This window comes from Phenylobacterium sp. (assembly GCF_036963605.1).
Lineage (GTDB): Bacteria > Pseudomonadota > Alphaproteobacteria > Caulobacterales > Caulobacteraceae > Phenylobacterium.
In genome coordinates, this window is record NZ_JBALUY010000083.1 from 1 (window position 1) to 13684 (window position 13684).

The 13684-nt window shown below is 68.6% G+C and carries 14 protein-coding genes, 1 tRNA gene and 1 pseudogene; 12 read left to right on the plus strand and 4 right to left on the minus strand.

Annotated elements, in window-relative coordinates:
- From V7702_RS14225 to V7702_RS14245, 5 genes are all read left to right on the plus strand, one after another.
- Positions 1–2013, plus strand: a 2013-nt coding sequence (locus V7702_RS14225) for a prolyl oligopeptidase family serine peptidase (RefSeq protein ID WP_335650757.1), incomplete at its 5' end; no start/stop codon positions are given.
- 91 nt (positions 2014–2104) lie between these two features.
- Positions 2105–2194 (plus strand) — tRNA-Ser (locus V7702_RS14230).
- 135 nt (positions 2195–2329) lie between these two features.
- On the plus strand, positions 2330–2713 hold the full coding sequence (locus tag V7702_RS14235; RefSeq protein ID WP_335650758.1) for a hypothetical protein: 384 nt from the start codon (positions 2330–2332) through the stop codon (positions 2711–2713).
- 317 nt (positions 2714–3030) lie between these two features.
- Complete coding sequence (locus V7702_RS14240; protein WP_335650759.1) at positions 3031–3567, plus strand: SRPBCC family protein; 537 nt, start codon at positions 3031–3033, stop codon at positions 3565–3567.
- A 384-nt stretch (positions 3568–3951) separates the two neighbouring features.
- On the plus strand, positions 3952–4482 hold the full coding sequence (locus V7702_RS14245) for a dihydrofolate reductase family protein (protein WP_335650760.1): 531 nt from the start codon (positions 3952–3954) through the stop codon (positions 4480–4482).
- A 27-nt stretch (positions 4483–4509) separates the two neighbouring features.
- On the opposite strand, the gene V7702_RS14250 is transcribed toward V7702_RS14245, so the two are convergent.
- Positions 4510–5196: a response regulator transcription factor gene (locus V7702_RS14250; protein ID WP_335650761.1), complete on the minus strand. Its 687-nt coding sequence runs from the start codon at positions 5194–5196 to the stop codon at positions 4510–4512.
- A gap of 57 nt (positions 5197–5253) precedes the next feature.
- Here V7702_RS14250 and V7702_RS14255 point away from each other — a divergent pair, with 57 nt between their 5' ends.
- Complete coding sequence (locus V7702_RS14255; RefSeq protein ID WP_335650762.1) at positions 5254–5757, plus strand: L,D-transpeptidase family protein; 504 nt, start codon at positions 5254–5256, stop codon at positions 5755–5757.
- Between the two features lie 162 nt (positions 5758–5919).
- Here V7702_RS14255 and V7702_RS14260 read toward each other — a convergent pair whose 3' ends face one another.
- Positions 5920–6591: a YggS family pyridoxal phosphate-dependent enzyme gene (locus V7702_RS14260; protein ID WP_335650763.1), complete on the minus strand. Its 672-nt coding sequence runs from the start codon at positions 6589–6591 to the stop codon at positions 5920–5922.
- Here V7702_RS14260 and V7702_RS14265 point away from each other — a divergent pair.
- Positions 6590–7213: a thiamine phosphate synthase gene (locus tag V7702_RS14265; RefSeq protein ID WP_335650764.1), complete on the plus strand. Its 624-nt coding sequence runs from the start codon at positions 6590–6592 to the stop codon at positions 7211–7213. The two genes, V7702_RS14260 and V7702_RS14265, sit on opposite strands and share 2 nt — an antisense overlap.
- 15 nt (positions 7214–7228) lie before the next feature.
- Here the strand turns inward: V7702_RS14265 and V7702_RS14270 are convergent, their stop codons facing one another.
- Positions 7229–7564 carry an NtrZ family periplasmic regulatory protein gene (locus tag V7702_RS14270; RefSeq protein WP_335650765.1) on the minus strand — a complete coding sequence of 112 codons (336 nt, stop codon included), beginning with the start codon at positions 7562–7564 and terminating at the stop codon, positions 7229–7231.
- Between the two features lie 306 nt (positions 7565–7870).
- On the opposite strand from V7702_RS14270, the gene V7702_RS14275 reads away from it, so the two are divergent.
- From V7702_RS14275 to V7702_RS14295, 5 genes are all read left to right on the plus strand, one after another.
- Positions 7871–8350, plus strand: coding sequence for a DUF3576 domain-containing protein (locus tag V7702_RS14275; RefSeq protein ID WP_335650766.1), 480 nt, complete (start codon positions 7871–7873; stop codon positions 8348–8350).
- Between the two features lie 114 nt (positions 8351–8464).
- The gene (gene leuS / locus V7702_RS14280) at positions 8465–11044 is read left to right on the plus strand and encodes a leucine--tRNA ligase (RefSeq protein ID WP_335650767.1); all 2580 of its coding nucleotides are present in this window, start codon (positions 8465–8467) and stop codon (positions 11042–11044) included.
- Positions 11045–11551, plus strand: a complete 507-nt coding sequence (gene lptE / locus V7702_RS14285; RefSeq protein ID WP_335650768.1) for an LPS assembly lipoprotein LptE — start codon at positions 11045–11047, stop codon at positions 11549–11551.
- Between the two features lie 12 nt (positions 11552–11563).
- A complete protein-coding gene (holA, locus tag V7702_RS14290) occupies positions 11564–12616 on the plus strand; it encodes a DNA polymerase III subunit delta (protein WP_335650769.1) in 1053 nt (350 codons plus the stop codon).
- A gap of 287 nt (positions 12617–12903) precedes the next feature.
- The gene (locus V7702_RS14295; protein ID WP_335650770.1) at positions 12904–13203 is read left to right on the plus strand and encodes a GIY-YIG nuclease family protein; all 300 of its coding nucleotides are present in this window, start codon (positions 12904–12906) and stop codon (positions 13201–13203) included.
- Positions 13204–13390: 187 nt separating this feature from the next.
- On the opposite strand, the pseudogene V7702_RS14300 reads toward V7702_RS14295, so the two are convergent.
- Positions 13391–13684: pseudogene (locus V7702_RS14300) on the minus strand (ParB/RepB/Spo0J family partition protein); the annotation flags it as partial.

A 13684-nucleotide genomic window follows, 5' to 3' on the forward strand; every position in this document is an offset into this window, starting at 1 on the left:
GCCCATGCGCCCGACCCCTTCCTGTGGCTGGAAGAGGTGGACGGCGTCCGGGCCATGACCTGGGTCGAGGGTCAGAACGCCAAGGCCAAGGCCAGGCTTGAGGGCGATCCCCGCTACGAGACCCTGCTGGCCGAGGCCCGGGCGATCTTCACCGCCCAGGACCGTATCGCCACCCCGAGCTTCCGGGCCGGCGGGGTAGACAATCTCTGGCAGGACGACGCCAATCCCCACGGCCTGTGGCGCCATGCGAGCCTGGAATCGTATGCCGCCGGCGCCCCGGACTGGACTCCGATCCTGGACATGGACGCCCTGGCGAAGGCCGAGGATCGCAACTGGTTCTTCCATGGCGCCGATTGCCTGAAGCCCGCCGAGACCACCTGCCTGGTGGAGCTCTCCGATGGAGGCGGCGACGCCGTCGAGATCCGGGAGTTCGACACCGCCGCCAAGGCCTTCGTCCCCGGCGGCTTCGCCCTGCCCGAAGGCAAGCAGAACGCCGCCTGGCTCGACGCCGACACCCTGCTGGTCGCCCGCGAATGGGTCCCCGGCGAGGTGACCGAGTCCGGCTACGCCTATGTGCTGAAGTCGCTGGCCCGCGACGGAACCGCTGTCGAGCTCTATCGCGGCCAGCCCACCGACGTGTCGGTCTTTCCCATCGTCCTGAGGGGCGAGGGCGGCGAGGCCCATGCAGTGATCGCCGGGCGCGGGATCACCTTCTACGAAAACGACTTCATGCTGCTTGGCGAGGGCGCGCCGGTGCGCCTGAACCTGCCGAAGAAGGCCGAGTACGAGGCCTATGTGAGCGGCCAGGCGGTCTTCTCGCTGCAGGAGGCCCATGGCGACCTGCCCCAGGGCGCCCTGGTGGCCTTCGACCTCGCGACGCTGAAGGCCGACCCCGCCGGCGCCCAGGCCCAGCTGATCTTCGCGCCCGGCCCCCGCCAGGCCATCCAGGAGGTCGGGTCAACCGACAGCCGACTGGTCGTGGCCCTGCTGGAGGACGTCAAGGGCGCGGTGGACGCCTGGACCTATGCGGACGGCGCCTGGACCTCGACCCGCCTGCCCCTGCCCGCCGACGCTAACATCACCCTGACCGACCTCGCCTCCACCACCGACGCCCTGTTCGCTAAGGTCGAGGGCTTTCTTACGCCCACCAGCCTGTGGCTGGCCGATGCGGCTGCGGCCAGCGCCCGCCAGGTCGCCGCCCTCCCCGACCGGTTCGATCCCACCACCCACCTGGTGGAGCAGCACTGGGCGACCTCCAGCGACGGCGCTCAGATCCCCTATTTCGTGGTCCGCCCAAAAGCCGCGGCCCTGGACGGCCAGATCCCCACCCTGATGTACGGCTATGGGGGCTTCGAGGTCGCCAAGCCGCCGATCTACATGCCCGAGGCCGGCAAGCTGTGGATGGCCAGAGGCGGCGCCTACGTGATCGCCAATATCCGCGGCGGCGGCGAGTTCGGCCCGGCCTGGCACCAGTCGGTGCTGCGGGAGAACCGCCAGCTGGCCTTCGACGACTTCGCCGCCGTGGCCCGCGACCTGTTCGCCCGCAAGATCACCTCAGCCGAACGCCTAGGCATCTACGGCCGCTCCAACGGCGGGGTGCTGACCAGCGTGTCCATGACCCAGCATCCGGAGCTGTGGAACGCCGTGGTGATCGAAAGCCCGCTGATCGACATGCTGCGCTATCACCGGCTGCCGGCCGGGGCCTCCTGGGTCGGCGAGTATGGCGACCCCGAGGTGGCCGGAGACCGCGCCTTCATCGCCCGCTATTCGGCCTATCAGAACCTCAAGGCCGGGACCGACTACCCGGAAGCCTACATCACCACCAACACCCGCGACGACCGGGTCCATCCCGGCCACGCCCGCAAGTTCGCCGCCGCCCTGGAAGCGCTGGACGTCCCCTACATCTATTACGAGCCCGCCGCCGGCGGCCACGCCAACGACGCCGACCCCCAGCTCAACGCCGCCCGCTGGGCGCGGCACTATGTCTATCTGATGCAGCGGCTGATGGACTGATCATCCGCCGCTTGCAGAGCAAGCCCGACCTGAGTAGGTTCCGCGCCTCGCTCAGCGGGCCTGCTCAAACCCAGGCCCCCGACTGGCCCTAGGAGAGGTGGCTGAGTGGTCGAAAGCACCGCACTCGAAATGCGGCGTACCTTTACGGGTACCGTGGGTTCGAATCCCACCCTCTCCGCCAGTGGCCTCTGACGAATCTCCGCACATTGAGTCTAGACCGTGGGGTCATGCTCGGCCCGGCGCCGAGCATCCCTGGGTGAGGCGGGGACAGCACCGTGAGGCCCCTCGATTTATCTCACCACTGCTACGGGGGGTCTTGGCCTTCAGTAAAGTGTTGCAGGTCGCAGCTGGCGATCCCATCCCTCTTCGTGGAGAATTTGGATATTGGGCAATGTCGTTCGGGCACGATGCAATGGAAATGATTATTCATTATGTCAGCGCTATGGCGATTATTTCCTTCGTTTTATTTGCGCTCGCAGCCTTCTTGCGACCGTCTTGGGAAAGAATTCCGCTTTTATTATTGGCTTTATGCAATGGCATTTTAGTCTATTTTGGCGTTGGAGTACTTTCGCCCTATGTGAGAAGGGGCGAGATGAATTCATCTCCTGAGACGTTTTATTTGGCATCTAAGTCAGTTGTGCTTGTATTGGTTCTTTTAGGAGCCCATGCGGCTCTACGATATGTTCGTCCAAAAAAATGACACCGTTTGCCGGAATTCGGGATACGGACTGAGTGGGAGACGCATGACTTCCCGGGCAATAGCGGTGCATTCCCAGACCCTGGGGCCCGATGCCGAGCCCTCCGGACCAAACTCCCCCTGGCCGCCGCTCGCCAGCGTGCATGGATGGCCCATGCCCAGCCGGGCTGTGACGGGTGTGAAGGACGGCCTAAGCTCTGTCGCCCTCCCCCACCGCGTCATGCTCGGCCTTGTGCCGAGTATCCCTCGTCGAGGCGGGCGCGAGCGTCGCGAGGGATCCTGGGCACAGGGCCCAGGATGACGTGTGGAACGGGAAGCCCATGGGTGAGCGCATCTCGAACGACCTTTTGCAGGCCGGCCCCTCCGCTGAAGTCTCAACCACAGCCTCGGCCTCCCTCGCCCAGGTCTGGGCGGTCTTCGTGCCCATCGACCTGGCGCAGGTGTTTCCCAGGGGCTCCGGCCCCATCCCGGCAGTGGTGGGGACCAGCGATCAGACGGGGCCTTGGGACGTGGTGGGCAGCGCGCGGCGGGTGCGGCTGGCCGATGGGACGTCGGTGCGCGAGGAGATTCTGGGCAGCGATCCCTGCGACGGGGCGGCGCCGCGTAAGGGCCGCGCCCGGTTCGCCTATCGGGTGGACGGGTTCACCGGCCCGCTCTCGGCCCTGACCACGGCGGCCTTTGGCGAATGGACCTTTGTCGAGGCCGCGCCGGATCGAACGGAGATCACCTGGCGCTACGCCTTCGTCCCCCGAAGTCGGCTGGCGGCGCCCCTGCTGGTCCTGATCATCACCATCTTCTGGCGGGCCTATATGCGCCAGGGGGTCGAAAACGTCCGGCGGCTGGCCGAGCCACGCTGAAAGCGAGCCCGCCCCTCGCACCCACAACCCGTCCCCCTCGGGCTTGACCCGAGGGTCCATGCGCACGGCCGTTCGTCGGTGTGCATGGATGGCCCGGTCAAGCCGGGCCATGACGGTGTGGGAGGCCGGGCGTCCCAGCGCACCTCGCCTCCCCACCACCGTCATGCTCGGCCTTGTGCCGAGCATCCCTGTCGAGGGCAGGCGCAAGCGTCACGAGGGATCCTGGGCACAAGGCCCAGGATGACGGTGGAAGGTGGGCCGTGTCACCGCCGCTCGTCGTGTCCTTCGCTTGTCTTCAAGTCCTTCGTGTCCCCTCTTTTCCTGTAGCCCCCCACCCCAAACCAGTTGCATATTGCAATAGGACTGCAAGGAAAGGATCCGCCGATGGCCCGGCTCGTGTTTGGGATGAACCAGTCGCTGGACGGCTATGTGGACCATATGAGGTTCGCGCCGGACCCCACCCTGTTTCGCCACTTCATCGCCGAGGCGGAGGGTCAGGCCGGCAGCGTCTATGGCCGTGAGATGTATGAGATCATGCGCTATTGGGACGACGACCAGCCCGACTGGGGGCCTGACGAGCAGGCCTTCGCCGCGGCCTGGCGGCGGCAGCCGAAGTGGGTCGCCTCGCGCACGCTGAAGGCCGTCGGCCCGAACGCCACGCTACTGGGACCCGATCTGGCCGCCGAGATCGCCGCGCTGAAGGCCGAGCACACGGGTGAGATCGAGGTGGCCGGGCCGGTCCTGGCCCAAAGCCTCACCGCCCTTGGCCTGATCGACGAGTACCGGATCTATCTGCACCCGGTGGTGCTGGGCGACGGCGCGCCCTATTTCGCAGGCCCCCGGCCACCGCTGCGTCTGGTGACCCATGACCGGATCGGCGAGGACGTGGTCCGGCTGACCTACGTCCCGGCCTGAGGTTCTTCGTCCTGCCGGGCCGGGTCCCTAAGGGGCCAGCCGATAGCCGCCGGCCTCGGTCAGCAGCAGGCGGGCGTTGCCCGGATCCGGCTCGATCTTCTGGCGCAGGCGATAGACGTGGGTTTCCAGGGTGTGGGTGGTGACGCCGGCGTTGTAGCCCCAGACCTCGGCCAGAAGCTCCTCGCGGGAAACCGACTTGTCGCCGGCCCGGTAGAGGTACTTCAGGATGTTGGTCTCTTTTTCGGTGAGCCGGATCTTGCGCTCGTTCTCGTCCACCAGGATCTTGGCCGAGGGTCGGAACTCATAGCCGCCGAGCTGGAACACCGCGCCTTCCGACTGTTCGTGGCTGCGCAGCTGGGCGCGGATGCGGGCCAGCAGCACGGCGAACCGGTAGGGCTTGGTGACATAGTCATTGGCCCCGGCCTCCAGGCCCTGGACCGTGTCCTCGTCCGACGACGCCGCCGTCAGCATGATGACCGGCGCGGCCAGGCCCTGGTCGCGCAGAGCCTTGCAGACCTCGCGGCCGTTCATGTCGGGCAGGTCGACGTCCAGCAGCACCAGGTCCGGGCGGCTTTCCTGGGCCAGGCGGACGCCCTCGGCGCCAGTGGCCGCCTCGACAGCGAGGAACTCGTCGTTCAGTTGGAGTTGTTCGGCGACGGCGCCGCGCAGGTCGTCGTCGTCGTCGATGATCAGCAGGGTCTTTCTTTGCGCCATGGGTCAGAACATGCACCGTGTCGCCGTCTGCGGGCAAAGAATTTTGGGAGCTGCGCCTTGATCTTCCACGCTGATTCCAGCGGCCGCTTCCGGGCCGGCGACGATCTGATGACCTGCGCCATCGGCCGCGGCGGCATGGCGCCGGCGGCCGACAAGCGCGAGGGGGACGGCGTCTCGCCCCTCGGCGTCTGGCCCCTGCGCTATGTCCTCTATCGCCCCGACCGGGGGCCGGCGCCTGTCACCACCCTGCCTGTGCGGGCCATCGCGCCGGAGGATGGCTGGTGCGACGACCCGGCCCATCCCGACTATAACCGGCTGGTGAAGCGCCCGTTCGCCGCCAGCCACGAGGCCCTGTGGCGGGAGGACGGGCTCTATGACCTGGTGGTGGTGCTGGGCCACAATGACGACCCGCCGGTCGCCCCCCTGGGTTCGGCCATCTTCCTGCACCTGGCCAAGCCGGACTATGCGCCGACCGAAGGCTGCATCGCCCTGTCACGGACTGATCTCGAAACGGTCCTGGCCCAGGCCGCCCCGGGGGACGCCCTGGCGATCGAGGCCTGAACCCTCACGGCGATCGCCGAATGGCGTCGGCGCCCGTCCGCCCACACCTCCCAACCGTCATGGCCCGGCTTGACCGGGCCATCCATGCGCACCGACGGACGGCCGTGCGCATGGACCCTCGGGTCAAGCCCGAGGGTGACGGCAGAAGAAACCGCTAAGCCTTCACCCTGCCCGCGCCCCAAACAGGGCCGAGCCCACCCGCACGCTGGTGGCGCCGAAGCGCACCGCCGTCTCGAAATCCCCGCTCATCCCCATGGAAAGCCGCGCAAGCCCGTTGCGCGCGGCGATCTTGGCCAGCAGGGCGAAGTGCGGCCCCGGCGGCTCGTCGGCCGGCGGAATGCACATCAGCCCCTCGATCTCCAGGCCATAGGTCTCTTGGCACTGGGCGATGAAAGCGTCGGCCTCGGCCGGCAGGACTCCGGCCTTCTGCGGCTCCTCGCCGGTATTGACCTGCACATAGAGGCGCATCGCCTTGCCCTGGGCCTGGATCTCCTCGGCCAGCACCTTGGCCAGCCGCTCGCGGTCCAGGGTCTCGATGACATCGAAGAAGGCCACGGCGTCCTTGGCCTTGTTGGTCTGCAAAGGCCCGATCAGCCGCAGTTCAACACCCTCCCGGTGATCGGCCCAACGCGCTTGCGCCTCCTGCACCCGGTTTTCGCCGAAGATTGTCTGGCCCGCCGCCAGCGTCTGGGCCACAGGCTCCCAGGGCTGTTGCTTGGAGACGGCCACCAGGGTCACATCGGCCGGCTCGCGACCGGCGGCTTGCGCAGCGCGGGCGATCCTGGCCAGCACATCGGCGCGGGCGGCGGCACTGTCGAAGGAGGCGTCGGGCATGGCGGGAGACTTCTGCTTCTGGGACCTGCGGCGGACCGCATGGTCCTTAAGCCGCCGGGCGCGGGCGCAAAACCCCCTGCCGCCGCTTCTGCTGTTCACCGACCCGGCCCGAACCCCCGATCCCGTGGCCGCCGCCGCGGCCCTGCCCCCCGGCGCCGCGGTGATCTACCGGGCCTTTGGGGCGCCCTACGCCCTCACTGTGGCCCAGGCCCTGCGCCAAGTGACCCGCCGCGGCGGCGTGAAGCTGCTGATCGGCGCCGATCCGGCCCTGGCCCGTGCTGTGGGGGCCGACGGCGTCCATCTGCCCGAGCGCCTGGCCCATCGCGCGCGCGCCCTGCGCCTGGCCCATCCGGGGTGGCTGGTGACGGCGGCGGCCCACAGCCTGCCGGCCGCCCGCCGGGGTCTGGCCCTGGGCGCCCAGGCGGTGGTGGTCTCGGCGATCTTTCCCAGTCGCAGCGCCAGCGCCGGCCCGCCCTTAGGGCCCATGCGGCTCGCCGCCCTGGTCCGCGCTGCGGACGGGCCGGTCTATGCCCTGGGCGGGATCAATACGAAAAACGCCCGGCGGCTGCTGGCCTCGGGCGTGGTGGGTCTGGCGGCGGTGGAGGGGCTTTCGCCCCGATAATCCGGACCCTTGGTCCTAGAACTTCAGGGCCGTCTCGAGGCGCACCCGCGGGGCGGCGTCGGTGGGCTGGGTCTTCTTGAAGGCCGGCTCGTCCTTCTCGCCCAGGGCGACGGCGCCGCCGACGCGGAGGCTCGGCGTCACACTGAAGTAGGCGCCGGCCTGCACGTCGTTCAGCTGTACGTCGCGGCCGGTGGGCTGGTCCAGATCGAGGGACACGCCCCAGCGGCCGTTCTGCAATCCCCACTTCAGGGTCTTTCCCCCCTGAGGCAGAGCTTCGCTGCGGACGGTGAAATCGACGCCTTTCGGCTTGGCGGCCTGGGCGTGCGCCATCGTCGACCCCAGGAGGGTCATGACGCTCGCCAACAAAACCGTCGTCCGGAAGGACATTTTCACCGTCGAAGGGCCCCCTGCGCCCCGCAGGCGCCGATCAGGTGGTCCGATCCGCGCCGTCTTTTCGATTAGAGGCCCCAGAACGCGGCGGTCAACCGGGCGATGCGTGACTCCGGGCCTCGGCTGCACAATGGGCCGTTCATGTGGCGCCAGGGCCACGTGATTCCTGTTTGGCGCCTGCAGTCAGGTTGTTATAGAGGGCGCGGACGCGGGGGCGGCGCTGCGGCGTGATCACGACGCGGAAATTATCACTGGAGACGGACGAACATGCCGTTTGTGCGCGGAGCTCGCCTTTCTAAGATCTCTGCCGGCGTCCTGGCGCTCAGCCTGGTTTCGCTGTCGGCCTGCGCCTCGCGCGGGAATGACGATGGCGGTTTCCGCCTGTTCGGACGCGGCGACGCCGACGAGGCCCCGGCCGCCTCGATCTCGGTCAATGGCTATCTGTGGCGCGCCAGCCTCGACACCCTGTCCTTCATGCCCCTGGTCTCGGCCGACCCCTATGGCGGCCTGATCATCACCGACTGGTATTCCAGCGAAGAGCTGCCCAATGAGCGGTTCAAGGCGACGGTCTACATCCTGGACTCCCGTCTGCGGGCCGACGGCCTGAACGTGGCCCTGTTCAAGCAGGTTCGCGGGGCCGATGGTCAGTGGACCGACGCCCCACCCTCGGCCCAGACCGAGGTCGACCTGGAGAACGCCATCCTCACCCGGGCCCGCCAGCTTCGACTTTCGAACATCCGGGGCTGACCCCCCGGGGCGCGTTCAGCCTGCCAGATCGAACGCGCCGTCCCTGCCGTGGCCGGCGCGTCCCCAAGGGTTCGCCGGTCTTCGTTCCCTACAAGATCGTGAAGGCTGCCAGTCATGGCGCGCTACAATCCCAAGGACGTCGAGCCCAAATGGCGCAAGGCCTGGACCGACGCCGAGGTCTTCAAGGCCGAGATCAAGCCGGACCAGCCGAAATACTATGTGCTGGAGATGTTCCCCTATCCCTCGGGGCGTCTGCACATGGGCCATGTGCGCAACTATGCGCTCGGCGACGTGGTGGCCCGCTTCAAGCGCGCCCGCGGCTTCAATGTGCTGCATCCCATGGGCTGGGACGCCTTCGGCCTGCCGGCCGAGAACGCCGCCATGGAGCGGGGCGTCGATCCCCGCGGCTGGACCCTGCAGAACACCGCCCGGATGCAGGACGAGCTGAAGCAGCTCGGCCTCTCCATCGATTGGAGCCGGGAGTTCGCCACCTGCGACGTGGAATATTACGGCCAGCAGCAGTCCTGGTTCCTGGACCTCTATGCCCGTGGCCTGGTCTATCGCCGCGAGGGCGTGGTCAACTGGGACCCGGTGGACCAGACCGTGCTGGCCAATGAACAGGTGGTGGACGGCCGCGGCTGGCGCTCAGGCGCGGTGGTGGAAAAGCGCAAGCTGAACCAGTGGTTCATGCGCATCACCGACTATGCCGATGAACTGATCGACGACCTGAAGACCCTGGACCGCTGGCCCGACAAGGTCCGGCTGATGCAGGAGAACTGGATCGGCCGCTCCAAGGGGCTGAAGTTCGCCTTCCCCTGGGCGGGCGAGGCCCCGGCCGGCTTCGAGACGGGCCTGAACGTCTACACCACCCGCCCCGACACCCTCTATGGGGCGAGCTTCGTGGGTATTGCGCCCGATCACCCGCTGGCCGAGCAGCTGGCGGCCGCCGACCCCAAGGCCGCGGCCTTCATCGCCGAATGCCGCAAGGGCGGCACCAGCGCCGCCGAGATCGAGACCGCCGAGAAGGTGGGCTATGAGACTGGCCTCCATGTGGCCCATCCGTTCGATCCGAACTGGAAGCTGCCGGTCTGGATCGCCAACTTCATCCTGATGGACTATGGCACGGGCGCGATCTTCGCCTGCCCGGCCCACGACCAGCGCGACCTGGACTTCGCCCGCAAGTACGACCTGCCCGTCAAGCCCGTGGTCCTGCCCCCAGGCGAGGCGCCTGACACCGTCCGCGTCGAGACCGAGGCCTATACGGGGCCGGGCGTGATCTTCAATTCGAACTTCCTGGACGGGCTGGACATCGAGGCCGCCAAGGCCTGCGCCATCGCCCGCGTCGAAGAGCTGGGCCTGGGCGAAGGCGCCACAGTCTACCGTCTGCGTGACTGGGGCGTGGCCCGCCAGCGGGCCTGGGGCTGCCCGGTGCCGGTGATCCATTGCGCCAAGTGCGGCGTCGTCCCCGTGCCCAAGGACCAGTTGCCCGTGGCCCTGCCGCCGGACCTGGACTTCGGCAAGCCTGGCAATGCGCTCGACCGCCACCCCACCTGGAAGCATGTGGACTGCCCGGCCTGCGGCGGGCCGGCGACGCGGGAAACCGACACGCTGGACACCTTCGTGGACTCGTCCTGGTACTTCGCCCGCTTCACCGACACGACCGCCGAGACGCCGATCAACAAGGCCGCCGCCGACTACTGGCTGCCGGTGGACCAGTATATCGGCGGCATCGAGCACGCCGTCCTCCACCTGCTCTATGCCCGCTTCGTCACCAAGGCCCTGGCCGATGAGGGCATGCTGTCGGTGCGCGAGCCCTTCGCCGGCCTGTTCACCCAGGGCATGGTCACCCACGAGACCTATCGCCACCCGTCCGGCGAATGGCTGGAGCCCGGCAATGTGGAGGTCCAGACCAGCGGTAACACCCGCCGCGCGGTGCTGGCGGCGACCGGCGAAGAGGTGGTGATCGGCGACGTCGAGAAGATGTCGAAGTCCAAGAAGAACACCGTGGCCCCGGAGGAGATCTTCGAGGTCTATGGCGTCGACGCCGCCCGCCTGTTCGTCCTGTCCGACAGCCCGCCCGAACGCGACACCCAGTGGTCGAATTCCGGCGTCGAGGGCGCCTGGCGCTTCGTCAACCGGGTCTGGGCCGAGTTCGAAAGCCAGCCGGCCAGCGTTCCCGCCGCCGAGCCCGATGAGGCGGCGCTGGCCCTCACCCGGGCCAGCCACCGGCTGATCAAGGCCATGACCGAGGCGGTGGACGATTTCCGGTTCAATTCCGGCATCGCGCGACTGTACGAATTCCTCAATGTTCTCAAGGCTAATCCCGCCCAGAACGCCACCCCCGCGGGGCTGGCGGCCCGTCAGGAGGCCCTGTCGGTGTTCGCCCGGCTGGTGGCTCCGTTCACCCCGCACCTGGCCGAGGAATGCTGGGCGAGGATCGGCGGCCAAGGTCTGGTGGCTGTCGCGCCCTGGCCGGACTATGATCCGGCCCTGGCCGAGGACTCCGTCAAGGTTCTGCCCGTGCAGGTCAATGGCAAGCGCCGCGGTGAGATCAGCGCGCCGGCCGGCGCCGAGCCCGCCGATGTGGAGAAGATGGTGCTTGACGACCCGGAGATCGCACGGCGCCTTGAGGGCCTGACCATCCGCAAGGTGATCGTGGTCAAGGACCGCATCGTCAACATCGTGGCCAACTAGATGATGACCAGATCCCTCCGCCGCGCCGGCGTTCTGGCGCTCAGCCTTGCGACCCTGGCCCTCTCGGCCTGCGGCTTCCGGCCGCTCTATGCCGAGCCCGGCGTCACCCTTGGCCTGTCCGACATCGATGTGCCCAGCCCCCGCGGCCGGGCCGGCTACCTCGTCACCCAGGCCCTGAACGACGCCCTGGCCACCCGGCCCGGCGCCTCCGGCTGGCGCCTGGATCTCGATCTGTCGGAGCAGCGGTTCCCCCGCGGTCTTCGGGTGGACAATGTGGCCACCCGCTACGAATACGTGCTGACGGCGGCCTACACCCTGCGGGCCGGCGCCACCGGCGAGCCGGCCAAGACCGGCCGGGTCCGGGTCGAGCTGACCTACGACTCCGCCGACCAGCCCTACGCCTCCATCACCGCCCAGCAGGACGCCCAGGAAAGGGCCGCCGCCGAGGCCGCCCGGCGCATCCAGCTCGAGCTGGCCGCCTGGTTCGCCGAGCGGCCGGGCTCCTAGGAGCCGGCCGGCATGATCCTCAGCCGCCGGCCGGACATCGAGCGCTTCCTGGCCAAGCCGGACGCCGCCATGCGCGGGGCGGTGATCTATGGCCGAGACATCGGCGTGGTACGCGAGCGGGCCAGCCAGCTGGCCGGCAGGGTCGTCCCCAATCCCGAAGATCCGTTCGACGTCGCCCTGCTGACCGACGGGGATATCGACGGCGACGCCGGGCGGCTGGACAACGAGCTCGCCTCCCAGTCCCTGATGGGCGGCCGGCGCCTGGTGCGCCTGAAGCTCTCCAGCGAAAAGGCCAGCCTCGACAAAATGGCCGCCGAGGCGATGAAGGGCCATGTGGACGGCGCCTTCAATCCCGAGGCCTTCTTCCTGATCGAGGCCGGCGCGCTGGGCCGCGACTCCGTCCTGCGCAAGATCGCCGAGAAGGCGCCCGCCTGCGCCGTCATCCCCTGCTACGAGGACGAGCCCGGCGACATGGCCCGCCTGGTCCGCGAGGCCCTGAACGCCGAGGGCGTGGGGCTGAACACCGAGGCGCTCGCCCTCTTCGTCGCCCGCCTGCCCAAGGATCGCGGCGTGGCCCGCCAGGAGATCGAGCGGCTGATCCTCTATCTCGGGCCCCGCAGCAGCGTCACCGCCACGCCCAAGGACCTGGACGACTTCTTAGGGGTAGAGCCCGAGGCCTCCCTGGCCGATGCGGCGTCGGACGCCTTTGGCGGCCGCATCGCCGAGGCCCAGAGCGGCCTGCGCCGGGCCGCCGCCGAGGGTGAGAGCGGCCCCGCCGCGGTGCGGGCCATCAGCCAGCACCTCGCTCGCCTGCGCCGCACGCTCACCCTGGTCAAGAGCGGGGCGGGCCTGCCCGAGGCCGCCAAGGCCTCAGGTATCTTCTGGAAGAATGAGCGGGAATTCCTGCGCCAGGCCCGCGCCTGGAGCCTGGAGACCCTGGACGTGATCCAGCCCGAGGTCCTGGCCGCCGACCGGGCCTGCAAGACCACCGGCAGCCCCGACCGCCTGATCGCCGAGCGCCTCGCCCTGACCATCGCCGCCCGCGCCCGGCGGATGGGGTTGTAGGGCCCGCAAGCCACACCCCACACGCGTCCCCCTCGGGCTCGTCCCGAGGCCTATGCGCACAGCCGTTTGCCGGTGTTCATGGATGGCCCGGTCAAGCCGGGCCATGACGGCGATGATTAGGATGGTCGATGCACGCCGGCCACTCCCACACGCGTCACCCTCGGGCTTGTCCCGAGGGTCCCTGTCGAGGGCGGGCGCAAGCGGCGCGAGGGATCCTGGGCACAAGGCCCAGGATGACGGTGGCGGGGAGACGGTTAGTATGTGGGGGCTGACGGGAGGGCGAAGCGATGGTCGGGCGCGAGGCCTATATCGCGGTCTATATGATGAGCGACCGGCCCCGCGGGACGATCTACATCGGCGTGACAAGCCAGCTCTCCCGCCGCATCTGGGAGCATCGGGAGGGCGTGGAGCCAGGGTTCACCCGGCGCTATGGGCTAAGGCGCCTGGTCTGGTACGAGCCCCACGATGATATGGGCGTGGCGATCGGTCGGGAGAAATCTCTCAAGCGTTGGCCTCGCCAGTGGAAGATCAACCTGATCGAGGCGTCTAATCCACACTGGGCCGACCTCTATCCGGGTCTGGTCTGACCGAGGCCCGCCCACCCACACGCGTCACCCTCGGGCTTGTCCCGAGGGTCCCTCGTCGAGGCGGGCGTAAGCGTCGAGAGGGACCCTGGGCACAAGGCCCAGGGTGACGGTGTTAGGGTGGGATTTGCGCAATCCCTGGCCCTGCGCGCCGTGGGCGCCCTTAAAACGGCGAAACCCGGAGCTGCTCTCACCCCGTTCGCGACAGCCGGCGGCAGAGGTCGTCCAGCTGTTCGAGGGTCTTGTAGCTGATCTTCAGCTCGCCGGCCCCGCCGCGGTCGGCGATCTGCACCGAGAGGCCCAGCACCTCGGCCAGGTCGTTCTCCAGGGCCAGGGTGTCGGTGTCCTTGTCGGCGCCTGAGCCGCCACCGCTGCGCGTACCACCACCACGGACCGCCGGCTCGGCGCCCTTGCGCGCCAGGGCCTCGGTGTCACGCACCGACAACCCCTTGGCCATCACCTGCTGCGCCAAGGCCTCGGCGTT

What these genes read in the sequence shown, in the direction of transcription:
- V7702_RS14240 (WP_335650759.1), top strand. Translation starts at nt 3,031, where the DNA reads ATGGGTGAGCGCATCTCGAACGACCTTTTGCAGGCCGGCCCCTCCGCT.
- V7702_RS14245 (WP_335650760.1), top strand. Translation starts at nt 3,952, where the DNA reads ATGGCCCGGCTCGTGTTTGGGATGAACCAGTCGCTGGACGGCTATGTG.
- V7702_RS14250 (WP_335650761.1), bottom strand. Translation starts at nt 5,196, where the DNA reads ATGGCGCAAAGAAAGACCCTGCTGATCATCGACGACGACGACGACCTG.
- V7702_RS14265 (WP_335650764.1), top strand. Translation starts at nt 6,590, where the DNA reads ATGGCGGGAGACTTCTGCTTCTGGGACCTGCGGCGGACCGCATGGTCC.
- V7702_RS14260 (WP_335650763.1), bottom strand. Translation starts at nt 6,591, where the DNA reads ATGCCCGACGCCTCCTTCGACAGTGCCGCCGCCCGCGCCGATGTGCTG.
- V7702_RS14270 (WP_335650765.1), bottom strand. Translation starts at nt 7,564, where the DNA reads ATGACCCTCCTGGGGTCGACGATGGCGCACGCCCAGGCCGCCAAGCCG.
- V7702_RS14275 (WP_335650766.1), top strand. Translation starts at nt 7,871, where the DNA reads ATGCCGTTTGTGCGCGGAGCTCGCCTTTCTAAGATCTCTGCCGGCGTC.
- leuS (WP_335650767.1), top strand. Translation starts at nt 8,465, where the DNA reads ATGGCGCGCTACAATCCCAAGGACGTCGAGCCCAAATGGCGCAAGGCC.
- lptE (WP_335650768.1), top strand. Translation starts at nt 11,045, where the DNA reads ATGATGACCAGATCCCTCCGCCGCGCCGGCGTTCTGGCGCTCAGCCTT.
- holA (WP_335650769.1), top strand. Translation starts at nt 11,564, where the DNA reads ATGATCCTCAGCCGCCGGCCGGACATCGAGCGCTTCCTGGCCAAGCCG.
- V7702_RS14295 (WP_335650770.1), top strand. Translation starts at nt 12,904, where the DNA reads ATGGTCGGGCGCGAGGCCTATATCGCGGTCTATATGATGAGCGACCGG.